The sequence below is a fragment of the Aeromonas sp. QDB54 genome (assembly GCF_027707385.1).
Lineage (GTDB): Bacteria > Pseudomonadota > Gammaproteobacteria > Enterobacterales > Aeromonadaceae > Aeromonas > Aeromonas hydrophila.
The window spans coordinates 129,376-152,159 of record NZ_JAPCIT010000010.1 but is presented as its reverse complement, the minus strand read 5'-3'; the positions used below and the strand labels follow the sequence as shown (position 1 = coordinate 152,159).

18 protein-coding genes are annotated in these 22,784 nt (G+C 62.8%); 6 read left to right on the top strand and 12 right to left on the bottom strand.

Features of this window, described 5'->3' with window-relative positions; translation table 11 throughout:
- Positions 1 to 186: 186 nt before the first annotated feature.
- The 7 genes from uvrC to PG881_RS12280 form a co-directional block, all read right to left on the bottom strand.
- Positions 187 to 2,037, bottom strand: a complete 1,851-nt coding sequence (gene uvrC, locus PG881_RS12310) for an excinuclease ABC subunit UvrC (RefSeq protein ID WP_118880880.1) — start codon at positions 2,035 to 2,037, stop codon at positions 187 to 189.
- Between the two features lie 188 nt (positions 2,038 to 2,225).
- Positions 2,226 to 2,870: a UvrY/SirA/GacA family response regulator transcription factor gene (uvrY, locus tag PG881_RS12305; protein ID WP_011706579.1), complete on the bottom strand. Its 645-nt coding sequence runs from the start codon at positions 2,868 to 2,870 to the stop codon at positions 2,226 to 2,228.
- A gap of 212 nt (positions 2,871 to 3,082) precedes the next feature.
- Entirely contained in the window at positions 3,083 to 3,844 is a 762-nt protein-coding gene (kdsB, locus tag PG881_RS12300) for a 3-deoxy-manno-octulosonate cytidylyltransferase (RefSeq protein WP_024944871.1), read from the bottom strand.
- Positions 3,841 to 4,029 (bottom strand): Trm112 family protein, encoded by a 189-nt coding sequence (locus PG881_RS12295; RefSeq protein ID WP_011706581.1) that lies wholly within the window; start codon positions 4,027 to 4,029, stop codon positions 3,841 to 3,843. Before PG881_RS12295 ends, kdsB begins: the two co-directional genes overlap by 4 nt.
- 121 nt (positions 4,030 to 4,150) lie before the next feature.
- Positions 4,151 to 5,152 (bottom strand): tetraacyldisaccharide 4'-kinase, encoded by a 1,002-nt coding sequence (gene lpxK / locus PG881_RS12290; protein WP_118880879.1) that lies wholly within the window; start codon positions 5,150 to 5,152, stop codon positions 4,151 to 4,153.
- Positions 5,152 to 6,921, bottom strand: coding sequence for a lipid A ABC transporter ATP-binding protein/permease MsbA (msbA, locus tag PG881_RS12285; protein ID WP_118880878.1), 1,770 nt, complete (start codon positions 6,919 to 6,921; stop codon positions 5,152 to 5,154). The genes lpxK and msbA overlap by 1 nt, the downstream gene beginning before the upstream one ends.
- 198 nt (positions 6,922 to 7,119) lie before the next feature.
- The gene (locus tag PG881_RS12280; RefSeq protein WP_205421755.1) at positions 7,120 to 9,411 is read right to left on the bottom strand and encodes a DNA internalization-related competence protein ComEC/Rec2; all 2,292 of its coding nucleotides are present in this window, start codon (positions 9,409 to 9,411) and stop codon (positions 7,120 to 7,122) included.
- On the opposite strand from PG881_RS12280, the gene PG881_RS12275 reads away from it, so the two are divergent.
- The 3 genes from PG881_RS12275 (at position 9,349) to PG881_RS12265 (ending at position 11,986) form a co-directional block, all read left to right on the top strand.
- A complete protein-coding gene (locus PG881_RS12275) occupies positions 9,349 to 9,867 on the top strand; it encodes a DUF2062 domain-containing protein (protein ID WP_011706585.1) in 519 nt (172 codons plus the stop codon). The two genes, PG881_RS12280 and PG881_RS12275, sit on opposite strands and share 63 nt — an antisense overlap.
- Positions 9,861 to 10,355, top strand: a complete 495-nt coding sequence (locus tag PG881_RS12270; protein WP_045527395.1) for a DUF2062 domain-containing protein — start codon at positions 9,861 to 9,863, stop codon at positions 10,353 to 10,355. The genes PG881_RS12275 and PG881_RS12270 overlap by 7 nt, the downstream gene beginning before the upstream one ends.
- A 122-nt stretch (positions 10,356 to 10,477) precedes the next feature.
- A complete protein-coding gene (locus PG881_RS12265; RefSeq protein ID WP_118880877.1) occupies positions 10,478 to 11,986 on the top strand; it encodes a helicase HerA-like domain-containing protein in 1,509 nt (502 codons plus the stop codon).
- A 77-nt stretch (positions 11,987 to 12,063) separates the two neighbouring features.
- Here the strand turns inward: PG881_RS12265 and PG881_RS12260 are convergent, their stop codons facing one another.
- The 3 genes from PG881_RS12260 to PG881_RS12250 all read right to left on the bottom strand — a co-directional run bounded on the left by PG881_RS12260 (position 12,064) and on the right by PG881_RS12250 (position 15,654).
- Positions 12,064 to 13,254 carry an amino acid aminotransferase gene (locus tag PG881_RS12260; RefSeq protein WP_106552881.1) on the bottom strand — a complete coding sequence of 397 codons (1,191 nt, stop codon included), beginning with the start codon at positions 13,252 to 13,254 and terminating at the stop codon, positions 12,064 to 12,066.
- Positions 13,255 to 13,429: 175 nt separating this feature from the next.
- The gene (locus PG881_RS12255) at positions 13,430 to 14,371 is read right to left on the bottom strand and encodes a hypothetical protein (RefSeq protein ID WP_162901871.1); all 942 of its coding nucleotides are present in this window, start codon (positions 14,369 to 14,371) and stop codon (positions 13,430 to 13,432) included.
- A gap of 230 nt (positions 14,372 to 14,601) precedes the next feature.
- Positions 14,602 to 15,654 carry a porin gene (locus PG881_RS12250; RefSeq protein WP_043165869.1) on the bottom strand — a complete coding sequence of 351 codons (1,053 nt, stop codon included), beginning with the start codon at positions 15,652 to 15,654 and terminating at the stop codon, positions 14,602 to 14,604.
- Between the two features lie 381 nt (positions 15,655 to 16,035).
- Here PG881_RS12250 and dinG point away from each other — a divergent pair, with 381 nt between their 5' ends.
- From dinG to PG881_RS12235, 3 genes are all read left to right on the top strand, one after another.
- The gene (dinG, locus tag PG881_RS12245; protein WP_270800261.1) at positions 16,036 to 18,108 is read left to right on the top strand and encodes an ATP-dependent DNA helicase DinG; all 2,073 of its coding nucleotides are present in this window, start codon (positions 16,036 to 16,038) and stop codon (positions 18,106 to 18,108) included.
- 173 nt (positions 18,109 to 18,281) lie between these two features.
- Positions 18,282 to 18,941 carry a YccT family protein gene (locus PG881_RS12240; RefSeq protein ID WP_065478240.1) on the top strand — a complete coding sequence of 220 codons (660 nt, stop codon included), beginning with the start codon at positions 18,282 to 18,284 and terminating at the stop codon, positions 18,939 to 18,941.
- An 84-nt stretch (positions 18,942 to 19,025) separates the two neighbouring features.
- Positions 19,026 to 19,922, top strand: a complete 897-nt coding sequence (locus tag PG881_RS12235; RefSeq protein WP_162901869.1) for a histone deacetylase family protein — start codon at positions 19,026 to 19,028, stop codon at positions 19,920 to 19,922.
- Positions 19,923 to 20,100: 178 nt separating this feature from the next.
- Here PG881_RS12235 and PG881_RS12230 read toward each other — a convergent pair whose 3' ends face one another.
- The gene (locus PG881_RS12230) at positions 20,101 to 21,249 is read right to left on the bottom strand and encodes an MFS transporter (RefSeq protein ID WP_118880874.1); all 1,149 of its coding nucleotides are present in this window, start codon (positions 21,247 to 21,249) and stop codon (positions 20,101 to 20,103) included.
- Between the two features lie 400 nt (positions 21,250 to 21,649).
- A complete protein-coding gene (gene ylqF, locus PG881_RS12225) occupies positions 21,650 to 22,600 on the bottom strand; it encodes a ribosome biogenesis GTPase YlqF (protein ID WP_016351290.1) in 951 nt (316 codons plus the stop codon).
- Positions 22,601 to 22,784 lie beyond the last annotated feature (184 nt).

Sequence of the window (22,784 nt, the reverse complement as noted above, 5' to 3'; positions counted from 1 at the left end):
TTATGGCATTTACGGCCCCCCTGCGTCACGGCTCTTGTGTGCCGGGATCCCCGAAGTGAATGAACCCAGAGTGAATGATGTGACTCAACTCGCCCCTTGCCGATACCTTGGGCGACAACCCCTGTTCGCCATCAGGGCAAACAGGGGCAACATGGAGGCGCATTCACCCCGTCTCGGCTACCAATGCTAGAGCGAGTGCAGGGCGTCGTGGATGGACTGGGCCAGCTCCTGGCTGATGCCGGGCACCTTGGCGAGCTCCTCCACCCCGGCTTTTTTCACCTCCTGCAGCCCACCCAGGTACTTGAGCAGCGCCTGCCGCCGTTTCGGCCCCACCCCCGGAATGTCCTCCAGGGTACTGGTGGTGCGGGCTTTCGCCCGTCTGGCGCGGTGGCCGGTGATGGCAAAACGGTGGGATTCATCGCGAATGTGCTGAATCAGGTGCAAGGCGGGCATATCTGCCGGCAAATGCAGCTCTTCGTGGCTCTCCCCCAGGATCAGGGTCTCCAGCCCCGCCTTGCGGGTCACCCCCTTGGCGATGCCCACCAGCAGCGGATATTTGCCCCCCAGAAACTCCAGCTGACGGGCCAGGATCTCCTCGGCGCGGCGCAGTTGGCCAAGGCCGCCATCGATAAACAGCACGTCAGGCACCTTGTCCGGCTCCTGCTGCTTGCCAAAGCGACGCTCCAGCGCCTGCTCCATGGCGGCGTAGTCATCCCCGCCGGTGATACCGTCGATGTTGAAGCGGCGGTATTCCGAGGAGAGCGGCCCTTCCCGGTTGAACACCACGCAGGAGGCCACGGTGCGCTCCCCCATGGTGTGGGAGATATCGAAGCACTCCATGCGGGCGATGGGGCGCTCCAGCTCCAGCAGCTCCTCCAGCTGGTCATAGCGGGCGGTGGTGGTGCTCTTGTGGGCGAGCCGCGAGCGCAGCGCGGTCTGGGCGTTGATGGAGGCAAGCTTGATGAAGCGGGCCCGTTCGGCGCGGGTACGACTCACCACCCGCACCTTGTAGCCGGCGGTCTGGGTCAAGGTCTCGGCGATGACGTTCTCGTCTTCGAGCGCCACGTCGAGCAATACCTCGCTCGGGATCTGCCGCCCCCCCTGCCCCGACAGATAGAACTGCAGCAGGAAGGATTGCACCACCTCGTCGAGCTGGGTATCGGCCGGCACTTTCGGGAAGTAGCTGCGCGAGCCCAGCACCTTGCCCTGGCGGATGAAGAGCACGTGGATGCAGGCGGTCCCCTGCTCGAAGGCCACCCCCACCACGTCGAGCTCGTCCAGCACGTTGCCGCTCACCGACTGCTGCTCGGTCACCCGGCGCAGCGCCTGGATCTGATCCCGGTAGCGGGCCGCCTCCTCGAAACGCAGATCGCCGCTGGCGGACTCCATCTTGCCCACCAATTCGCCTATCACCTGCTGGTTCTTGCCCGCCAGAAACAGCTTGGCCAGCTCCACCTGCTGGGCATACTCGGCCTCGCTCACCAGCCCGGCCACGCAGGGGCCGGCGCAGCGCTTGAGCTGGTAGAGCAGGCAGGGGCGGCTGCGGTTGGCATAGACCGCATCCTCGCACTGACGCACCGGGAAGATCTTCTGCATCAGGTGCAGGCTCTCGCGCACCGCACCGCCGGAGGGGTACGGGCCGAAGTACTCCCCCTTCACCTTGCGGGCACCGCGATGAACACCGATGCGCGGGTGCTGGTGCGCGGTGATGATGATCCAGGGGTAGGATTTGTCGTCGCGCAGCAGCACGTTGTAGCGAGGCTGGTACTGCTTGATGAGGTTGTGCTCGAGGATCAGCGCCTCAGTTTCGGTGTGGGTGACCGTCACCTGCACGTCGGCGATCTGGCGCACCAGGGTGCGGGTCTTGATGCTGTCGACGTTGGCCCGAAAGTAGGAGGCGAGCCGTTTTTTCAGATCCTTGGCCTTGCCCACGTAGATGACGGTGCCGCCGCTGTCATACATGCGGTAGACGCCGCTCTGGTGGGTGACGGCACTGAGAAACGCCTTGCTGTCGAAGAGAGGTTCAGACGAGGTCATGCTGGCTCCGGCAACGGGGATCGAGGTGCTGGATCTGGGGGATCGCGGCAAACGGAAGATCGAAAGAGAGGCTCATCGGCAACTCGGCTCAACGGATGAAAGCAGAAGACGGCACAGAGCATACTGCGCCAGACCGGCAAAAAGCAAAAAGGCGGCACAGGCCGCCTTTGATGGCTACACGCCGCCCGTTACAGGGTATCGGCATCCAGCATGCCATAGCGAATGGCCAGATGGGTAAGCTCCACATCGCCATTGATGTTGAGCTTGCTGAACAGCCGATAGCGGTAGCTGTTGACCGTCTTTGGGCTCAGGTTGAGCTGTTCGGAAATATCGGTCACCTTCTGCCCCTTGGTGATCATCATCATGATCTGCAGCTCGCGCTCGGAGAGGGACTTGAAGGGGTTCTCGTCGGCCGAGGCAAACTGGCTCAGGGCCATCTGCTGGGCGATCTCCGGGGAGATGTAACGCTGACCGGAGTGGACCAGGCGAATGGCGTGGATCATCTCGTCCGGCGCAGCGCCCTTGGTGAGATAGCCGGCGGCACCCGCCTGCATCACCTTGGTCGGGAACGGATTTTCTGAATGAATGGTCAGCACTATGATACGCACATCGGGCCGGATCCGCAGGATCTTGCGGGTCGCCTCCAGGCCGCCGATGCCCGGCATGTTCATGTCCATCAGGATCACGTCGGGATGGTGCTGACGACAGAAAGTGACTGCGGTTTCCCCGCTCTGCGCCTCGCCCACCACCTTGATCCCGCGGACATCTTCCAGAATGCGTCTTATCCCTGTACGCACCAACTCATGATCATCGACCAGGAATACATTAATCACCCAAACACCCCGTTTTTTATCTCGTTATATGCCAGTTAGGGTTAACACGGCGTCTTGCATCATAACCAAACTCGCTGATTTGGCAAACCATGGCCGGGAAAAGTTTGAAAGTGCTCATAAATGGTGTTTTGAATCAAATAATTATATAAAGATTAAACACAAAAAACGGCGCCCGCAGGCACCGTTCAGAGTCATTTTTGCTGTTGTCGGCATCAGTTCGCCAGCAGCGCGCGCACCTTGTCCAGATCGGCCTGGGTATCCACCCCGACCGGCGGCGCCTCGAGCGCCTGGGCCACGTGGATCTTCTCCCCGTACCAGAGCACCCGCAGCTGCTCCAGCGCCTCGATCTGCTCGAGCAGGCTCGGCGCCCAGTCCACGTAACGCTGGATGAAGCCGGCGCGATAGGCGTAGATGCCGATGTGGCGCTGGTAGTGATCGCCAATCTGCTCGCGATTCGCGGCAAAGCGATCCCGATCCCAGGGAATGGAGGCGCGACTGAAGTAGAGGGCGTAGCCCTCCTGGTCGGTCACTACCTTGACGGCGTTCGGGTTGAACACCTCTTCGGCGTCCTGGATCGGCACCGACAGGGTCGCCATGGGCGCCGTGGCGGCGGCCAGGTTGTCCGCCACCTGACGGATGATGACCGGCGGAATGAGCGGCTCATCCCCCTGCACATTGACCACTATGGTGTCGGCGGCAAAGCCGTAGTGACGGCACACCTCGGCCAAGCGCTCGGTGCCGGACTGGTGATCCTTAGAGGTCATGCACACCTCGAAACCGGCCTGCCCGGCGCAGGCGGCCAGCGCCTGCTGCACCCGCTCGTCATCGGTGGCGACGATCACCCGATCGGCGCCCGACTGCAGGGCTTTTTCCACCACGTGCTGCACCATGGGCTTGCCGTGGATGTCGGCCAGCGGCTTGCCCGGCAGCCGGGTGGAGGCGTAGCGGGCCGGAATGACGACGACGAAGCTCATGACGACAGCTCGTCGCTGCTGAGCGGACGGGCGCGGTTCTCCAGCAGCACCGGGATCCCCTCCTCCAGCGGATAGGCCAGCTTGTCGAAGCGGCAGACCAGCTCATGCACGGCCTTGTTGTAGTGCAGCTTGCCCTTGCAGACCGGGCAGGCAATGATGTCGAGCAACTTGATGTCCAAAGCCAAAACGATACTCCTTCAACGATGTCGCACCGGCGGTTTCATCACGCCGGCGATGGATGTCGAGCAACCAGATATACCATGCGGGGCATGATAAGCCCCTGCTCCCCCACGCGGGCGAGAGAGATTAACCTTGTGCCTGGGTTGCGCCTTGCCCCTTCCCGCTCGTCCCCAGCTTGTGCAGCAGGGTATCGAGCAGGGAGGCGGGCAACTCGGCGCTGACCGGCAGATACCACCAGTTGTCGAGGGCAAAGGAGCGGCACTTGACCGCATCCTTCTCGGTCATCAACAGCGGCTTGCCGGCAAAGCGGCCCACCAGCTCGTCCCGACCGAAGGGGTGGTGATCGCCGTAGGCCACCCGCTGATCCAGCTGGTAGCCGAGCCCTTCGAGGGTGGCGAAGAAACGGGGCGGATGACCAATTCCCGCCAGCGCATCGACCGGGCCCGCCAGCGGCGTGGCCAGCGGGGCCTCGTCGCACACCCGGCGGGGAGCGTCAGCCACCAGCCTCATGGGATACTCTCCCCGCCCCGGCTCGCCGCCGTTGCAGATGATGGCGTCCACCCGCTTGAGCCGGGTGACCGGCTCGCGCAGCGGCCCCATGGGCAACAGGCAGGCGTTGCCGAAACGACGCGCCCCATCCACCACCACCAGCTCGATGTCCCGGGCCAGCGCATAGTGCTGCAGGCCGTCGTCGGTGATGATGATGTCCACTTCGCCGCTCTGCTCCAGCAGACGTACCGCATCGGCCCGTTTCGGGGCAACCACCACCGGGCAGCCGCAGCGCCGGGCAATCAGTACCGGTTCATCCCCCGCCTGCGCCGTGGTGCTGGCGGCATTGAGCCGGTACGGGTAATGGGGCGCCTTGCCACCATAGCCGCGGCTCACCACCCCCGGGCGATAGCCGCGGGCCTGCAACTGCTCCACCAGCCAGACCACTACCGGGGTCTTGCCATTGCCACCCACCGAGATATTGCCCACGACGATGACCGGCACAGAGGCACGATAGCCCTTGCACCAGCCATGACGATAGGCGTAACGGCGGGTACCGCTGATGACGGCGAACAGTAGGGCAAAGGGGGCCAGCAACCAGCGCCAGCCACTCTTTGCATACCAGAGCCGCTCCAGCATCAGGCGTTGCCACCTGCGGTGGCATGGCCGAACTGGATGGCGCGCAGCTGGGCATAGGTGCCCTGCTGGGCCATCAGCGCCGCGTGGTTGCCGCGCTCGACGATATGGCCTTCATCGATCACCAGGATCTCGTCCGCCTTCTCGATGGTGGAGAGGCGGTGAGCGATCACCAGCGAGGTGCGCGCCTTGCACAGCTCGTCGATGGCTGCCTGGATGTGGCGCTCGGACTCGGTATCCAGCGCCGAGGTAGCCTCGTCCAGCAGCAGAACCGGCGCATCACGCAGCAGGGCACGGGCGATGGCGATGCGCTGACGCTGACCGCCGGAAAGCGACGCACCGTTCTCGCCAACCACGGTTTCATAACCGTTGCTCATCTTGCTGACGAACTCGTCGGCGTGGGCGATGCGGGCCGCCTGCTTGATCTCGTCGAGGCTATATTTCTCTTCCGCGGCGTAGGCGATGTTGCTCGCCACCGTGTCGTTGAACAGGTGGACATGCTGGGAGACCAGGGCGTACTGCTTGCGCAGCTCGCTCAGGCGGTAATCGCGGATATTGACGCCGTCCAGCAGGATCTCCCCCTGTTCGATGTCGTAGAAGCGGGTCAACAGGCTGGCGATGGTGCTCTTGCCGGAGCCGGAACGCCCCACCAGCGCCACCGATTTACCCGCCTCCACCTTGAAACTGACGTTGTGCAGCGCCGGGGTGTCCTTGGTCGGGTAGGTGAAGGTGACGTTGCGAAACTCGATCTCGCCGCGGGCGCGCTCCAGGGTACGGGTACCGGTATCCTGTTCCGGCTCGGTGTCGAGCAGGCCAAACAGGCTGTGGCAGGCGGTGATGGCGCGCTGGAACTGGTTGTTGACGTCGGTCAGGCTTTTCAGCGGCTTGAGCAGCATCATCATGGAGGTGATCATGACGGTGAAGGTACCGGCAGTCAGCTCGCTGCGCACGCTGTCGATGGTGGCCACATAGAGGAAGGCCGCCAGCGCGATGGAGGCAACCATCTGCACCACCGGGCTGCCGATCGCATCGGCGGCGACCATCTTCATGGTCTGCTGGCGCATGTTGTTGCTGACCTTGAAGAAGCGCTTCTCTTCCACCTTCTGGCCACCGAACATCAGCACCTCTTTGTGCCCCTTGAGCATCTGCTCGGTGGAGGTGGTGATGTCACCCACCGCCTGCTGGATGTGGCGGCTGATCTGACGGAAACGACGGCTGATGAGGCCGATGATGATGCCCACCACGGGCCCCACCACCAGGAAGATCACCGACAGCTGCCAGGAGTGCCAGAACATCAGGCCGAGCAGGCCGACCACGGTCGCCCCTTCCCGCACCAGGGTGACCAAGGTGGTACTCGCCGCCGAGGAGACTTGGCTAGCGTCATAGGTCACCTTGGAGAGTAGGTGACCGGTGTTTTGGCGGTCGAAGAAGCTCATCGGCATCGCCACCATATGATTGAACACCTGCTGCTGCAGACGCATCACCACGTGGTTGCCGACCCAGGCCATGCAGTAGTTGGAGAGGAAGTTGGCGACGCCGCGCAGGGCCACGATGCCCAGTACGAAGAAGGGCATCCACTTGAGCACGGTCGGATCGTTGCCGTTGATCCCCTGGTCGATCAGCGGCTTGATGGAATAGACGAAGGTGGTATCCACGGCGGCGTAGCCCAGCATGCCGATGATGCCGCCGATCAGGCCAAGCTTGCGGTCACGGACATAGCCGAGCAGACGCTTGAAGACAGGCCAGCTGTCTTGTGAGATTTCTTGTTGCATGAATAGCCGTTAATAAGGGAAATGACGGGCTATTCTAGCCAAAGCGCTGGATTACACCAAGCGGTGCCCATCACCAAGGCGGGAAATCACCGCCGTTATCCCAGCCAAAGCGCAGGATTACACCAAGCATCGCCAGCGCATGTCCCTCGCCAAGACAGGAAATGACGGCCGTTATCCCAGCCACAGCCGGGTTTACGCTCAGCGATCAGGCCAGAATGCAGGCCGCCACCAGTCACCCTTGCGGCGAAACCAGGGGCCCTGCTCCCGTTCGGCCCGGATCCACAGCCCACCCGGCGCAGGCTCGACCAGAATTTCTCCGTCCAGCCCGGTGACCCATTGCTGCGCCTCCTGGTAGCGGGCCACCACCTCGGGGCGGGGAAAGCCCCACTGGTTCATGAAGCCGGCGCTGTGCACCACATAGCGGGGGGCCACCGCCGCCACGAAGGGTGCCGTGGAGGAGGTGCGGCTGCCGTGATGGGGGCTCACCAGCAGGGTGCTGGCAAGCCCCTCCCCTTCCAGCGCCAGCAGCCGCTGCTCTGCCTGCCGCTCGATGTCGGCACTGAGCAGGATGCGCCGTTCCCCGTCGCGGATCTGCAACACACAGCCGTCGTTGTTGTGACCAGGCCCCGGTTGCTGCGGCCAGAGCACCGCCATCTCGAGCCCCTGCCAGCGCCACTGCTGGCCACGCCGACACAGGGTAGTGAAGCGGCCGAAGTCGAATGACGAGAGCTCGTGGCGCACCGGCAGAGCCTGCAGGATGGCGCGCCGATTGCCGGCGTGATCCCTGTCCTTGTGGCTGATGACCAGATAATCCAGCACCCGCACATCGAGCCGGTTCAGCAAGGGCAGGATCACGGCATCCGCCATGTTGTAGCCGCCCGGGTAGCGATCGCCGGTGTCGAAGAGGATGCCACGCTCGCCCCGGGTGATCAGCACCGCCAGCCCCTGCCCCACGTCCAGCACCCTCAGTTGCCAGTGGCTCGGCGCCGGCCAGGCCGCCAGCAGCAGGGCCACGCCCCCTGGCAACAGCAGCGGACGGCCGCCCGGCACATGCCAGGCGCACCAGAGCAGGGTCAGCAGCGCCGTGAGCGGCAGTACCCAGCCCGGCACCGGCCACCAGAGCTGCCACTGACTGGCCAGCCGGGCCAACGCCCACAACACCCACTGCAGGCCGACATCGGCCAGCCAGAACAGCAGGTGGGCCAGCTCCCCTGAAAGCGGCGCCAGCAGCACCCCGATGAGCGCCAGCGGTATGATGCCGATACAAAAGAGCGGCAATGCCAGCAGATTGAGCAGCAGCGACAGCGGGGCAATCCCCTCGAACAGCGCCAGTTGCAGCGGCAGCAGCCCCAGCAGCAACAAGCCCTGCAGACGAATGAGCCCGGGTTTTGCCTCCAGCAGGCTCGCCACCAGCAGCAGAGCCACCGCCAGGAAGGAGAGCCAGAATCCGGCCGAATAGAGGGCAAAGGGATCCCAGAGCGTGAGCACCACGAAGGCCCACAACCAGATGCGATGGGCTGGCCACTCCCGCCGTCGCCAGCGCAGCAGACTCCACACCAGCACCATGATGAGGGCCCGTTCGGTGGCCACCGCAAAACCGGCCAGCCAGCTGTAGAGGGCGGCAAACAGCAGGGCGACCAGAATCGCTCCCCGCAGCCCGAACAGTCGCCCCAGCCACCAGCCGAGCACCGCCACCAGCGCGATATGCTGCCCCGAGATGGCGATGATGTGGGTCAGCCCGCAGCCTCGAAACAAGCTCCACTGCTCATCCGTGATACCGCCCTGTTCGCCGAAGGTGAGCGCCGCCAGCAGCGGGCCCTGGCTCAGATCCTGCCAGCTGGCGGCGGCCCGGGCCAGCCAGCGCTCGCGCAGCCCCGTCTGCGCCGGCTCAATCTGGATCACCCGGCGCAGGTTGCCGGTGGCGGTGATCCCCTTGCCGAGCAGCAGGCGCCGCCCATCCATCCCCGCCTCGTTGGCCAGGCCGTGGGCCGGTTTGAGAGAGACCACCAGAGTGAGGCGACTACCTGCCGTCATGGCGGGCAGCGCCTGGTAGGCATTGATGCGCACCAGCGGCGCCGGAGTGAGCGCCTGCTCGTCGAGCCTGTTTACCCGCAGCACCAGCCGGATAAATTTATCGCCCTCGGGTTCTGCACTTTGCAGCTGTGCGGTTATGATGTGGCTCGTTTTTTTGCCGAGCTGATCCAGCCAGGCAAGCCGGTAGTGCAAACTCCCCTGCATCCAGAGGATGCCGCACAGCAGAAACAGCAGCCGCCAGCAGCGGTAACCGGCCAGGGGGAACGCGAGCAGCAGCATCAGGCCACCCCATTCCCATGAAGGCAACCATGGCCAAAGCAGTGAGGAGCTTGCCCCGAGGGCAAACGACAACAGACGCAGATCCATGGTGCAAGTATTTAGCAAGGTTTCAATATGCCCAAACGACTCATACAACGCTGGCTGCCTGATCCGGCGACACTCAAGGAACACAAGCACTTGCGGCTGTTTGGCAAGCTGCTGCTGGATGCCAACCTGTGGCACCTCAATCGGCGCTCGGCGGCCGGTGCCTTCGCGGTGGGGCTGTTCATGGCCTGGGTGCCGCTTCCCTGCCAGATGTTGCTGGCGGCCGGCGGCGCCATCGCCTGCCGGGTCAACCTGCCGCTCTCGGTAGCCCTGGTCTGGCTCTCCAACCCCTTTACCATGCCGCCACTGTTCTACGGCGCCTATCTGACCGGCTGCCAGCTGCTGGGGCAATCCTCCCAGCACATCGAGATCGAGTTCACCTGGGCCTGGCTGGTGTCGGTGTTCGAGACCGTGGCCCCGCCGCTGCTGCTGGGTTCGCTGGTGCTGGCCCTGCTCAGCTCCCTCATCGGCTACGCCCTCATTCGTACCTGCTGGCGCATCAGCACCGTGCGCCAGTGGCAGAAACGCAAGGTGGCCCGCGCATGCTGAATCGCTGGTTCGCCCGCTTCAAGATTGACCCCGATACCCTGCGCCAGCAGAAGTGGTTCTCCCTGTTTGGCGAGCGCCTGCTCGCCCCCGCCCTCTGGCAAGGGGGGCCGCGCGCCCTGAGCGGGGCGGTGGCGGCCGGCATCTTCGCCTGCTGGTTTCCCATCCCCATGCATTCACTCATCGCGGTCGGGCTGGCGCTGGCGTTCAGCCTCAACCTGCCGCTGGCGCTGCTGGCGGTCTGGTTCAACAACCCGCTGACCCTGCCCTTCATGTACCTCTACGCCTATCGCACCGGTTGTCTGGTGCTGCACAAGACGCCGGAACCGTTTCACCTCAGCTGGACCCTGCACTGGCTGGAGCACGAGGCGGCCACCCTGGTGCCCCCCTTCCTGCTCGGCAGCCTGCTGCTGGCGGTGCTGACCGCCGCTACCGGCGGCCTCCTCACCCTGCTGCTGTTGCGCCTCGGCAAGCTGGTCCGCAGTCGCTAGCCCGCCCACCTCGTCAGCCTCTGGCGCGCTGACGAGGCACTGCCTTGCCATCCCCGGATCCTGCCACCACACTCCTTGTAACCCGTTGTTTTTCGTCCCCCATTTGCCACAAGGAGCCCACCATGGCCGAACCGCTCACGCTGGCCCATGCCAATGGTCATCCCCTCTCCCTGCTGCCAGCCATGGCCAATCGCCACGGCCTCATCACCGGCGCCACCGGGACCGGCAAGACCGTCACCCTGCAGGTGCTGGCGGAGGGGTTCTCCCGCCTCGGCGTACCAGTCTTTCTGGCCGACGTGAAGGGGGATCTGAGCGGACTGGGCGCCGCCGGGGCGGGCTCGGCCAAGCTCGACGCCAGGCTGGCCCAGCTCGGCATTCCGGCCCCCGCCTTTGCCGCCAGCCCCGCTCTGTTCTGGGATCTGTTTGCCGAACAGGGCCACCCGGTGCGGGCCACCGTCTCCGACATGGGCCCCCTGCTGCTCGCCCGCCTGCTCGGCCTCAACGATACCCAGAGCGGGGTGCTGGAGCTGGTGTTCAAGGTAGCGGACGACGAGGGACTGCTGCTGCTCGATCTGAAAGACCTGCGCGCCATGGTGCAGTTTGCCGGCGACAACGCCAAATCCCTCACCACCCGTTACGGCAACGTCTCCACCGCCTCCATCGGCGCCATCCTGCGCAACCTGCTCACCCTGGAGAGTGCGGGCGGCGATCACTTTTTCGGCGAACCCATGCTGGAGATTCAGGATCTGCTGCAGACCGATGAGGCTGGCCACGGCCATATCAATGTGCTGGCCGCCAGCAAGCTGACCCAATCCAGCCGCCTCTATGCCTGCTTCCTGCTCTGGCTGCTCTCCGAGCTGTTCGAGCAGTTGCCGGAGGTTGGGGATCCCGACAAGCCGGTGCTGGTGTTCTTCTTCGACGAGGCGCACCTGCTGTTCAACGACGCCCCCAAGGCGCTGCTGGAGAAGATCGAACTGGTGGTGCGGCTCATCCGCTCAAAGGGGGTCGGCGTCTACTTCGTGACCCAGAGCCCGGCCGATATCCCCGACAGCGTGCTGGGGCAGCTTGGCAACCGGGTGCAGCACGCCCTGCGCGCCTTTACCCCGAGTGACCAGAAGGCAGTGCGGATCGCTGCCAACACCCTGCGGGCCAACCCCGCCTTCGATGCCGCCGGCGTCATCACCGAACTCGGTGTCGGCGAGGCGCTGGTCTCTCTGCTCGACGAGAAGGGACGGCCCAGCATGGTGGAGCGCGCCTTCATCGCCCCGCCGGCCAGCCGCATCGGCCCCTTGAGCGACGCCGAGCGGCAGACGCTCATTCAGCGCTCCCTGCTGCGCGGCCGCTACGAGACGCCGGAGGATCGCGAGTCTGCTTTCGAGCGGCTCAACGGCGGCAAGGTGACAACCACTGGCAAGCAAGGCAACGAGCCGTCATCCAGCGGGGAAGGCGGCCTGCTCGATGCCCTCAATGGCATCCTGTTTGGCCGCACCGGCCCCCGTGGCGGCCAGCACGACGGCGTGGTGCAGACCGCAGCCAAGAGCGTGGCCCGTACCATCGGCAGCGAGGTGGGTCGCCAGCTGGTACGCGGCGTCCTCGGCTCCCTGCTGGGGGGCGGCAAACGCCGCCGCTGAGACCAGCACCTGGAAATGAAAAAGCCCGCCGGGTCTCCCCGGCGGGCTTTTTACTGAACAGATGCCGATGGCGGTGCTTACAACACCTTGGCGATCGCATCGCACAGCGGGTCTATGTTGGCACGGGTGATACCGGCCACGCTGATCCGGCCGGAGCCGACGATGTAGATGGCAAACTCACTCTTGAGGCGCTCCACCTGATCCTTGGAGAGTCCGGAGAAGGAGAACATGCCGTTCTGCTCACGGATAAAGCTGAAGTCCTGGTTCACGCCGCGCGCCGCCAGTTTCTCCACCAGCAGCTCCCGCATCTCACGAATGCGCACCCGCATGGCCGCCACTTCTTCCACCCATTCGGCATAGAGGGCCGGATCGCTCACCACGGCGGTGACGACGGCGGCACCGTGTGACGGCGGGTTGGAGTAGTTGGCGCGAATGACGGTCTTGACCTGGGTGAAGGCCACGTCGGCAATCTCCTTGGTCGCACTGACTAGAGTGAAGGCGCCGACCCGCTCGTTGTAGAGGCCAAAGTTCTTGGAGAAGGAGCTCGCCACCAGCAGCTCGTCGTGGCACTCGGCGAAGATGCGCAGACCTTCGGCATCCTCTTCGATACCGCGGGCAAAGCCCTGATAGGCAAAGTCAAACAGCGGCAGCCAGCCGGCGGCAGCACTCTGCTTGGCCAGTGCGCGCCACTGATCAGCGGTGGGGTCGATACCGGTCGGGTTGTGGCAGCAGCCGTGCAGCAGCACCAGATCGCCTGCCTGCACTTCAGCCAGAGAGGCCTGCATGGCGGCAAAGTCGAGGCCCTTGCTGGCCGCATCGTAGTACTTGTACCACTTGACGGAAAGGCCGGCAGCCTGGAACACGCTGACGTGGTTGGCCCAGGTGGGATCGGAGATCCAGATAGTCTTGGCCAGGCCGTTACGCACCACGAACTCGGCGGCGATGCGCAGGGCACCGGTACCGCCCGGCGCCTGAGCAGTCTTGGCCCGGCCGCTGGCGACCAGTGCAGAATCTTGCCCGAACAGCAGTTGCTGCACGATGCGGCCATATTCGATATTGCCTTCGATACCGAGGTAATTCTTGGTCTTCTCGTCGGTCAAGAGCTTCTGCTCGGCTTTCTTGACGCAGTGGAGAATGGGGGTGGCACCGGTCTCATCCTTGTAGATCCCGACCCCCAGGTTGATCTTGTGGCTGCGAGAGTCAGCACGGAAGGCTTCGGTCAGGCCCAGGATCGGATCCGCTGGGGCGGCAACAACCTTTTCAAACATGGTATTCCCTGTATTCCGTTGAGTTCGTTGGCTGGCAAAGCGTGTTGGCACACCGTCCGTGACACGCAAAACACGTGGCAAACAAAAGCGCCCATCTGGCGAGCGCTTCGTCAACTCTTTATATCACCGTGCAGAGTGGGGGCAAACCGCTTTTTCGGCCGGATCTGCGGCAATCTCAACCGATAGCATGCCACTGCGGCGCCAACGCGCACACCTCGGCAGACAAGCCACCATTGGACTCAACCAAACCGCTACAAACTGCTAACAATGACTTGGGGATCCGGCTCGGCTCCCAGGGACGGGAATCGGTCAGCGGCAGGGCATAGGCCACCATGATGGGAGCCAGTGCAGTGGGCAGCCACCAGCTGGCCGGACGGCCCAGACGCTGGGCCAGGGTCAGCACCCGATCCACCCCGCTCGGATCGAGAGAGGTAAGATGACTCCACTGCACCTGGGGTGGCAGAGCGGCGATCACTTGCTGCAGCGCCTGCTGTGCCGAGGCGGGAGCCCAGACCAGCAGTGTCCCCGCTGGCAGCACCAGCTCGGCAAAGGCACCGACGCTGTCGGTGGTGATCACCCGCAGCAGCTCCCCCTCCCCCCACAGGATCTTGCCAAGGCCGGCCAGGGTACGCTCAGGCAGCGCCACCTCGCCGAGCGCCTGCAACCAGGGGGCGGCATCGAGCAGGGTGCCGCCGCTGAAAAAGAGGCTGAACGGCTCAGAGGCGCGCAGGCGCAGCAGCTGATCGGCACAGAGCCGGATCCCCTTGTCTTCAAAATCGATCTGCTCGTTGGGGGAAAAGCTCACCTCGCTCTTGCGATAGAGCGCCGCAAGCACCCGCTCGTTGACCTGTTCCGCCAGCTGCCACCCCTGCCCATGAAGCCACTCCTCCGGGGTCGGTGGTGCCGTGGCGATCTCGGCCAGCGTCAGTTCACGGGTCAGGTAGCGGCGGCCAGCGGGTGTCAGCTCATAGTGGTGATTGCCCAGCGCCAGCAGCAGCTGGTTGTCCTTGAGCAGGCCCAGCAGCGGTTGCCACTGACGGGCGCGGACCACCGAGGTGGGGTTGTCCAGCAGCTGGCGGGCCAGCTCCCGCCACTGCGGGTGACTAAAGTCAATCAAGCGTCATCCTTCCCTGTCTGCCGAACATCCTGCAACGAGCTGAATAATCTAGCGATTCGCTGACCGGGAGCCAAGTACAGAAAAGAGACAACGTGAACTAGCGCAAGCCAAACAGGAGAAGGAAAGGATGCTCAACAGAGGGGAAGAGAGATAATCAGGTGGGAAGCAGATAAAACAAAACGGCCAAGCAAGCTTGGCCGTTTATCAACTAAATCAGCGCAGGGGCTGGATTAGAAGTTGTATTGCAGGGCAACGGTCCAGTCATCGTCCTTGCCGCTAACACCGTTGATCTTGTACTCGGTGTAGGCTTTCAGCTTGGAGGTGAAGGAGTACTGCACGCCCAGCAGGGTAGCATCCATCAGGTCTTCGTAAGAAGAACCGCTCAGGTTGGCATTCTTTTTACCTTCTTTGAAGTTGTAGCCAGCCAGGAAGGTCCAGGCATCAACGTTGTAGGTAGCAGCCAGCTCGTAACCACGGCCTTCATCTTTATAGCCAGTGGTGTCGTTCTTAACTTCAGCCTGGGTGTAGACACCGGCAAAGTTGAAACCGTTGATGGCGTAGTGTGCGCCCAGAGCCCACTCGGACTTCTCACCTTCAGCACTGCTGGTTTTGCTTTCCAGGTCGGAGTAAGCATAACCACCGTTGAAGCCCAGACCAAAGTCGAAGTCATAACCGGCAGCAACAGCATAACCATAGTTACGCTTCACGTCGGTGAATACGGTTTTCTTGATACCACCAGCTACGTCAGTAATTTTCTCAACGGTATCATCGTTGGTCTGGTAGGACACTTTGCCCTTGAAACCACCGATAGCGTTGGAGTAGATGATCTGGCCCTCTTGACGACCGTCATAGAAGTTACCTTCGCTGCCCCACTCGTTGAATATATCGGTCGGTTCCAGCACGTCGTAGAACGCGGTATCGGTCTGACCGAAGATGATCTTGCCGTACTGGGTGCCGTCGAAACCAACGTAGATGTGACGGGAGTCAAACTTATTATCGGAGTTTTCAGCAGAAACCTGCCACTCGGTCTTGGCGATACCGGACCAGGTGTTGTTCAGGGCAATCTTGCCAGACCAACCCAGACGAGAAGCGCCAATCAGCTCTGCATCAACATCTTTGTATGCAGCAGCAGTGTCGTCCCATTTGTTGGTGTCACCGTAGTAGTTAGCCTGAACACGGCCGTATACGTCAAAAGTGGTACCGTCTTTGTCATAAACCACTGCAGCGTTAGCTGCAGATGCAAACAGAGCCGGGATAGCAATAGCCAGAATTGTCTTTTTCATAGTTTCCAATGCCTACTGTAATTAAACACTAAGTCGTTGTTATTCCCTGTGTTAGCGATGTACTTTGCATCACTATGGCGCCGAGACTAGCACCGGGTTTTCCAATCCGCAATGAAAAAACTTGGAACTTTTTACGAAAAGCATAGTCATAGCGGAAAAATTGTGACCTGAATCCCACATTGTTTGCACGTCATGGGAAAACGTTTACAGTGATAACCGCTGGTATTATTCGGTCAGATTGGTGATTTATCACACAATAGCGGTGCCACGCCCTATATAAAGAAGAGGAGGTCGGATCTGTGCGTTGCCACATGCCTCGACCCGGGTTGCCAGTTGCAGGTATCCTGTTCCCCTTCACCCTGTGCAACGGTCATTTTTTTCATGCTGTCTACCCGTCTCAAAACCACCATTCGCAATACCTATCGACAAATTGCCGATGGCTTACCCGGTTTTGTGCCGCGCAAGGAGCAGAATTTTCTGGTGGCCGAGATAGCCAAGACACTGACCGGGGAATATGACAAACAGCGTCGTATCCTGGTAGCCGAAGCCGGCACCGGCATCGGCAAGTCCCTCTCCTATGCCCAGGGGGCCATCCCGGTGGCACGGCTCACCCAGAAGAAGCTGGTGATCTCCACCGCCACCGTGGCGCTGCAGGAACAGCTGATCCACAAGGACCTCCCCTTCTACCACCGCCACAGCGAGCTGCCGTTTCGCTTCATGCTGGTCAAGGGGCGCCAGCGTTACTGCTGCGAGCACCTGCTGGAACAGGCCGCAAGCGGCAGCGAGATGGCCAACTTCGAGCTCGACTTCGGCAGCCTCAGCAAGCACAAGCCGTCAGAATCCGACAAGAGTTGCTATCAGGCGCTGTGGCAAGCCTACACCGACGGCAAATGGGATGGCGATCGGGACAACTGGCCCAAACCCATCACCGATCTCTGCTGGGATCGCATCGCCGCCGACCGCCACACCTGCAACAAGGCGCTGAGCCATCATCAGCACTGCCCCTTCCACCGTGCCCGCAACGACATGGATGCGGCCGATGTGCTGGTGGTCAACCACGCCCTGCTGCTCTCCGACCTCACCATGGGGGGCGGCATCATACTGCCGCCGCCGGACGAGTGTATCTATGTGCTGGACGAAGCCCATCACCTGCCCACCATCGCCCGCGATCACGGCGCCTCCTCGGCCAGCGTCAAGGGTTCGCGCCGCTGGCTGGAGAAGCTAGCACAAGGTGCCGGCAAGCTGGCCAGAACCCTCAACAAGGAGAGCCTGCTCGATCCCCAGCTCAAGCTGCAGGATGCGCTGGCTTCCCTGCAGCCGGATCTGAAGGCGCTGGAGCAGTGGCTCGCCGCCAACGACCGGCTGTTCAATGAGGAAAAACACTATCGCTTCGCCGATGGCGTCTTGCCCGACCCTCTGCCGATGCTGGCGGAGAACCTCAAGGAGGCGAGCAAGAAGGCGCTGCGGGCGCTGGACAGAATGCAGGGCGCCATTGGCGAGGCGTTGAAGGATGGCGAGATCCGCCGCAAGGAGGCAGAACCTCTGCTGGCGGAGAGCGGCTTCTATCTGCAGCGGCTGGAGGGTTTTTGTGCCCTGTGGGAGATGTTGGGGCGCCATGTGCCCGAGGGCAAGACGCCATTGGCCCGCTGGATGGTCAAGAGCGATGACGGCGACATCTGGCTGCATGCCTCCCCCATCGAAGTCGGCTATCTGCTGGAAGAGTGGCTCTGGTCCAGGTGTCTTGGCGCCGTGCTGGTGTCGGCGACCCTGACCGCCCTCTCCTCCTTCAGCTATTTCCGCCACCAGGTGGGGCTCAAAGAGCACGATGGTACCCGCTATCTGCGCCTGCGCTCCCCCTTCGATTACCAGAAGGCCGAGCTCTATCTGCCCAAAATGGAACACGAGCCCAGCGCCCCCGCCTTCACCCAGGAGCTCATCAGCACCCTGCCCCGCCTGCTGGCCGGCAAGGAGGCGAGCCTGGTGTTGTTCTCCTCCTACCGGCAGATGAATGAGGTGGCGGTGGGTCTGCGGGCCAAGGGACTCTCCCTGCTGGTGCAGGGCGAAGCCTCCCGCAATGCCCTGCTCACCCTGCACAAACAAAAATGCGATGGCGGCCAGGCCAGCATCCTGTTCGGTACCGGCAGCTTCTCGGAAGGGCTGGATCTGCCCGGTCACTACCTCACCAACCTGGTGATCACCAAGCTGCCATTTGCGGTGCCCAACTCGCCAGTGGAAGAGGCCACCGCCGAGTGGGTCGAGAAACGGGGCGGCAACCCCTTCCTGCAGCTGACGGTACCTGAGGCCTCCCGCAAGCTCATCCAGGCCTGTGGTCGCCTCATCCGCAAGGAGGCGGACAGAGGCCGGGTCACCATCCTCGACCGACGTCTATTGACCAAGCGTTATGGCAAGGGGCTGCTCGACGCGCTGCCCCCTTTCAGCCGTCGGATTGAGTAAGACAAGGGTCGATTGGCTCGGTCAGAACCCGTGCCGTGGCTCGCGTTCGCTTTAAACATCGGGGCCTAGAGGCAGCCCAGGCGCCATAAACGCCTATTGCTGCCCTTGGGCAAACCTGTAAAAATGAGCCCCTGTTTTTCAGTGGGCACTCGCCGACTGTTCAAGGAGATGAAATGAAACTGACTGTTCTGGTGCCGGCCCTGGCTGGTCTGTTGTGGGCAGGTAGTGCCCTGGCCGATGCCCAATTGGAAGTGACCAACCCCTACGTCGTACAGCTGATCGATGGCCAATCCATCAATCCCAAGCTGCTCGACAAGACCAACACCTTTCCCCTCAAGGCCGGCAAGCACCAGCTGGTCGTCGCCTTCGAAGGCAACTTCTCCAGCCGCAGCGATATCAAGCTGGTCACCGCCGAGCCGCTGGTGATCAACTTCACCGCCGCCGACAACCAGAAGCTGGTGCTGGACTACAAGAAGCCGCGCAACGAAGCTGAAGCCAAGCTGTTCGTCAAAGAGCAGAAAGTCGCGCTGAAAGACAAGAGCAGCAACCAGGTCGTCGCCAGCGAGCAGTTCGTGCTGCCGAAAGTCGAAGGCTTCCAGCTGACCCGTGACTATCAGCAAGAGCTGCTGAACATGGGCAAGGCCTTCAACCAGCCAGCCACTGTTGCCGTCTCCACCGCCGCCGTCATGGCCGCCAACAGCGCCCCGGTGCAAGTAGCCCCGAGCAAGGCTCAGAGCAACCCGGAAGCCCTGACCCAGCTGCAAAACTGGTACAACAAGGCCGATGCGGAAACTCGCAAAGCCTTCCAGATCTGGGTGATCCAGCAGCAGTAATGGCGCGCGAGCACTCGTTTCGTGCGACAAGGGGAGCCTGGCTCCCCTTTTTCATATCTGCCTCTCCAGCAAGGCCCTGCCGTCATGTCACTGCGCATCTTCTATCACCCCCTCTACTCCGCCCTGGCCCTGCCAGCGCACCATCGCTTCCCGCTGGCCAAGTACCAGGCGCTGTTCGAGCGGCTCGGCAGCCTCGGCTATCCGCTGGCAGAAGCCGCCCCCGCCACCCCTGAGCAGATCAAACGGGTGCACGATGCCGCCTATGTGGAGGCAGCCCTCGCCGGCACCCTTGATGTCGGCGCCATTCGCCAGCTCGGTTTTCCCTGGTCTCCCCTGTTGATGGAGCGCACCCTGCGCTCGGTGGGGGCTACCCTGGCCGCCAGCCGCCATGCCCTCGAGCAGGGTTGCGGCCTGCAGATCTCCGGCGGCTATCACCACGCCCACCGGGATGTTGGCAGCGGCTTTTGCCTCTTCAACGATCTGGTGATCGCCGCCCAGATGTGCCTGGACGAAGGGCGCTGTGAGCAGGTATTGATCGTCGATCTCGATGTCCATCAAGGGGATGGCAGTGCTGCACTGTGCCAGGGGCGGCGCGACATCATCACCCTCTCCCTGCACGGGGAGCACAACTTCCCCCGCCACAAGCCCGCCTCCCACATGGATTTTCCCCTGCCAAGCGGCATGGCGGACGATGCCTATCTGACCACGCTGGCAGAGGCGCTCAACCTGGCGCTGCGGCTCTACACCCCCGACCTCATCCTCTATCAGGCCGGGGTCGATGTGCATAAGGACGACGAGCTTGGCTATCTCGCCTTGAGCGATAAAGGGGTCCGCCAGCGCGATGCCATGGTTTTTGACTGCGCACTGCGGCACGGGCTGCCCATCGCCGCCGTGCCGGGAGGCGGTTATCGGCGTGACTGGCAGCAGTTGATCCCGCTGCATATGTCCTTGTTTGAAGAGGCGAAAAAGCGTTACGACTAGCCGTTTATCTCTTCGTCAATCTCTCCTCTCCATGAATCTCTAACTGGCAACCGTTGCAAACAACGAGGCGGCCCTGGGGCCGCCTCTTCTTTATACCCGGTACCCTATTGCTATCGGGCACCCTAGCGCCGTCTTGCCCCCTTGTCGGGAAGCGGGGCTGGGATCCTACCACCCCCGTTCAGGCGTGGGCCACCGGCGTCGGGTGTTCACCCAGCTTGCGCAGCAACATCAGCAGATAAACGCACGACACGCCGGCGATCACGATGAACAGCTGATTGTCAGAGTAGTGCTGCATCAACAGCGCGGTACAGGCCGGGCCCAGCAGGCTGCCGATGGTGTAGCTCAGCAGCAGTGCCTGATTCATCGCCACCAGCTGATGGTGCTCGACCTTCTCGCAGGCCCATGCCATGGCCACCGGGTAGAGGGTGAAACCGGCGGCGCCCAGCACAAACAGCGCCGGGCCCATCGCCACGCCGCCGAGCATAGCGCAACACCCCAGGATCACCACCAGCACCTGCACCCGCAGCACCGGCAAGCGCCCAAACCGATCCGCCAGACGGCCCACCGGCCACTGCCCCAGGATGCCCGCGCTCACCATCACCGCCATCCAGTAGCCAATGCCGGCATCGCTCACCCCGCGGTGGTTCAGATAAAGCGGCATCAGGCCGTACAGCGACCCCAATACCATGCCGGAGATGATGCAGCCATCGACCCCGAGCCGCGCCTGCCGCAGTCGCAGCATCGGCCAGACCCGGGTGCTCCCTTGCTGCTCATTGCGCTCACTGACGATGCGGGCGAACAACAGCGGCAGGATAGCCGCCAATATCAGCCCGGTCGCCCAGGGCAGTACCTCCATCAGGCCGGTCGGCAGCTTGCTGACCAGCAGTTGCCCAAGCACGGTCCCCAGGTAGTAGACCATCATGTAGGCGGCCAGCAGGCGCCCTCGATTGCGCGCGTTGCCGCTGCACATCAGCGCGCTCTCCACCACCACCCAGATCATGGCGCAGCCGATGCCGGCGAGGAACCGCCAGCCGAGCCAGCTCCAGAAACCAAGGGTAATGCCGAGCCCGACACAGCCAGCGGCAAAGAGGGCGGAGGCCAGGTAGTAGCTGCGGTTGAACCCGTAGCGTTTGATCAGCGCCCCCGCCAGCAGGGTGCCCAGCAGGTTGCCGCTGAAATAGGAGGAGCTGACCATGCCCACCTGCCAGGTCGGCAGATTGTCATGGGCCAACCAGAGCGGCACCAGGGTGTTCAACACCGCGATGGCCAGCGTCAGCAGCAGCAGGCCGCAGAGCAACAACAGCACTGGCCGGGTGTAGGTGGTCATGGGTAATACCGTGCGGAGAGTCAAAATGCGAGCGCATCATGCCACCGCCAATGCCATTGTCAATCGGCGTTAATTGGCGTTAATTGGCGTTAATTGGCGCAGGGGATGTTTTTTTCACGCCGGCAATAAAACCTCATTTGGCACAGATCTGCACTTGCTCGGCTGCCCGGCTCATCCCCTTGATTAACGGGTAGTTTGGCGGCCTTGGTGAGGACATGGCCGGTCGATCACCCCCATCGACCTTGCGCGGCGCCATGAACATGATGGCGGGCGGCGGGCAGCGGCACACAAAAGTACGCGACCGCAGTGGCCAAGCCGCCCCGTCACCGATGCTCAGTCCCCCAAAAACGAAGAGGCGACCCCAGGGTCGCCTCTTTGTTAGTACCAGGCACAATGCCGGTTAGCGCTGACGCTTCTTGGCGTACTTGCGACGCGCCCGTGCCTGACGTTCCTCTTCCCGCTCCGCCTTCTCCTTGGCCTTCTGTTCGGCCTCGGCCTCGGCTTCCACAATCTCGACGCTCACCATCGCCGGGGTCTCCAGCGAGATGCGGCCCAACAAGCCTGAGCGGAACTCGTTGACCAGGATCTCGGAGGCCTTGTGCAGATCGGCCAGGCCGCCCTTGCGCATGAAGCCGCGCTGGCGGGCGATGAGCTCCAGCAGCTCGATCTCGGTTTCCGGCAGCTCGCTCAGCTGATAGCGCGCCTGGATCCGCTCCGGGTAGGCCTTGATGAAGTAATCGGCGGCAAACATGGCGATGTCGGCGTAGTCAAATACCGTGTCCTTGATGGCGGCCGTGATCGCCAAGCGGTAGCCGCAGGAGGGCGGGTTGAGCTTGGGCCAGAGGAAACCCGGGGTATCGGTCAGGATGACGTTGTTGTCCAGCTTGATCCGCTGCTGGGACTTGGTCACCCCCGCCTCGTTGCCGGTGCGGGCGATGATGCGCCCGGCCAGGGTGTTGATCAGGGTGGATTTGCCCACGTTGGGAATGCCCATGATCATGGCACGCACGCCGCGCAGCTCCAGATTGCGCTCCGGCAGCATCTCGTGGCAGAGGGTCAGCAGTTGCTTGATCTTCTCCGGCTCCTGCTGGGTCAGGGGCAACGCCTTGATCCCCTTCTCCTGCTCCATGTGGGCCACCCACAGCTCGGTGATCTCGGGGTCGGCGAGATCCGCCTTGTTGAGCACCTTGATCACCGGAGTATCGCCGCGCAGCTCGGGCACCAGCGGGTTTTCGCTGGAGAAGGGGATGCGGGCATCGAGCATCTCGATGATGACATCGACCTGGGGCATGACCTCGGCAATCTCTTTGCGGGCCTTGTGCATGTGGCCGGGGAACCAGTTGATGGACATATCCGTTACTCTCATCTAGGGACTGCGGGCGCTGGCTTGCGGTGGTGCGAGCGGCGAGCGGTGGCGGACGCAGGGCGTCGCAAGGGGGCGCATTTTACCTGCACACGCCCTGATTTGACAGGCCATTCTAGCCGCCGGCCCGCAATCCAGCCAGATTCTCCCCCACCCGGCCCCCTCGCCCACC

Excerpts from the sequence above, each read along its gene's own strand:
- PG881_RS12260 (WP_106552881.1), bottom strand. The coding sequence starts at position 13,254 with ATGTTTGAAAAGGTTGTTGCCGCCCCAGCGGATCCGATCCTGGGCCTG.
- PG881_RS12250 (WP_043165869.1), bottom strand. The coding sequence starts at position 15,654 with ATGAAAAAGACAATTCTGGCTATTGCTATCCCGGCTCTGTTTGCATCT.
- lpxK (WP_118880879.1), bottom strand. The coding sequence starts at position 5,152 with ATGCTGGAGCGGCTCTGGTATGCAAAGAGTGGCTGGCGCTGGTTGCTG.
- PG881_RS12230 (WP_118880874.1), bottom strand. The coding sequence starts at position 21,249 with ATGACCACCTACACCCGGCCAGTGCTGTTGTTGCTCTGCGGCCTGCTG.
- PG881_RS12240 (WP_065478240.1), top strand. The coding sequence starts at position 18,282 with ATGAAACTGACTGTTCTGGTGCCGGCCCTGGCTGGTCTGTTGTGGGCA.
- uvrC (WP_118880880.1), bottom strand. The coding sequence starts at position 2,037 with ATGACCTCGTCTGAACCTCTCTTCGACAGCAAGGCGTTTCTCAGTGCC.
- ylqF (WP_016351290.1), bottom strand. The coding sequence starts at position 22,600 with ATGTCCATCAACTGGTTCCCCGGCCACATGCACAAGGCCCGCAAAGAG.
- dinG (WP_270800261.1), top strand. The coding sequence starts at position 16,036 with ATGCTGTCTACCCGTCTCAAAACCACCATTCGCAATACCTATCGACAA.
- PG881_RS12265 (WP_118880877.1), top strand. The coding sequence starts at position 10,478 with ATGGCCGAACCGCTCACGCTGGCCCATGCCAATGGTCATCCCCTCTCC.
- PG881_RS12270 (WP_045527395.1), top strand. The coding sequence starts at position 9,861 with ATGCTGAATCGCTGGTTCGCCCGCTTCAAGATTGACCCCGATACCCTG.
- kdsB (WP_024944871.1), bottom strand. The coding sequence starts at position 3,844 with ATGAGCTTCGTCGTCGTCATTCCGGCCCGCTACGCCTCCACCCGGCTG.
- PG881_RS12235 (WP_162901869.1), top strand. The coding sequence starts at position 19,026 with ATGTCACTGCGCATCTTCTATCACCCCCTCTACTCCGCCCTGGCCCTG.
- PG881_RS12275 (WP_011706585.1), top strand. The coding sequence starts at position 9,349 with ATGCCCAAACGACTCATACAACGCTGGCTGCCTGATCCGGCGACACTC.
- msbA (WP_118880878.1), bottom strand. The coding sequence starts at position 6,921 with ATGCAACAAGAAATCTCACAAGACAGCTGGCCTGTCTTCAAGCGTCTG.